The following is a 255-nucleotide window of genomic DNA, read 5'->3' as shown; positions in this document are numbered from 1 at the left end:
CTCGCCGGTCTCGCCCCCTTCACCCGGCAGTCCGGGCAATGGCGCGGCCGCAGCCGCATCGGAGGCGGCCGCGTCGTCGTGCGGACCGCCCTCTTACCGGCCGCCATGACCGCCGCGCGGCACAACCCCGACCTCAAGGCCTTCCACAGCCGACTCATCCAAGCCGGCAAGCCGAAAATGCTCGCCCTCATCGCCGTCGCGAGAAAGCTCCTCACCATCCTCAACGCCATCATCCGGGACAAGAAACCATGGCAA

The 255-nt window shown here is 68.2% G+C and carries 1 protein-coding gene; it reads left to right on the top strand.

What is annotated here, in order from left to right; genetic code table 11:
- On the top strand, positions 1-255 hold a 255-nt coding region (locus I5731_RS00005), incomplete at both ends, for a transposase (protein WP_197309304.1).

This window comes from Methylobrevis albus (assembly GCF_015904235.1).
GTDB classification, from domain to species: Bacteria; Pseudomonadota; Alphaproteobacteria; order Rhizobiales; family Pleomorphomonadaceae; genus Methylobrevis_A; species Methylobrevis_A albus.
Note: the sequence above shows the minus strand (reverse complement) of the source record. Positions and strands in the feature narration are given on the sequence as shown.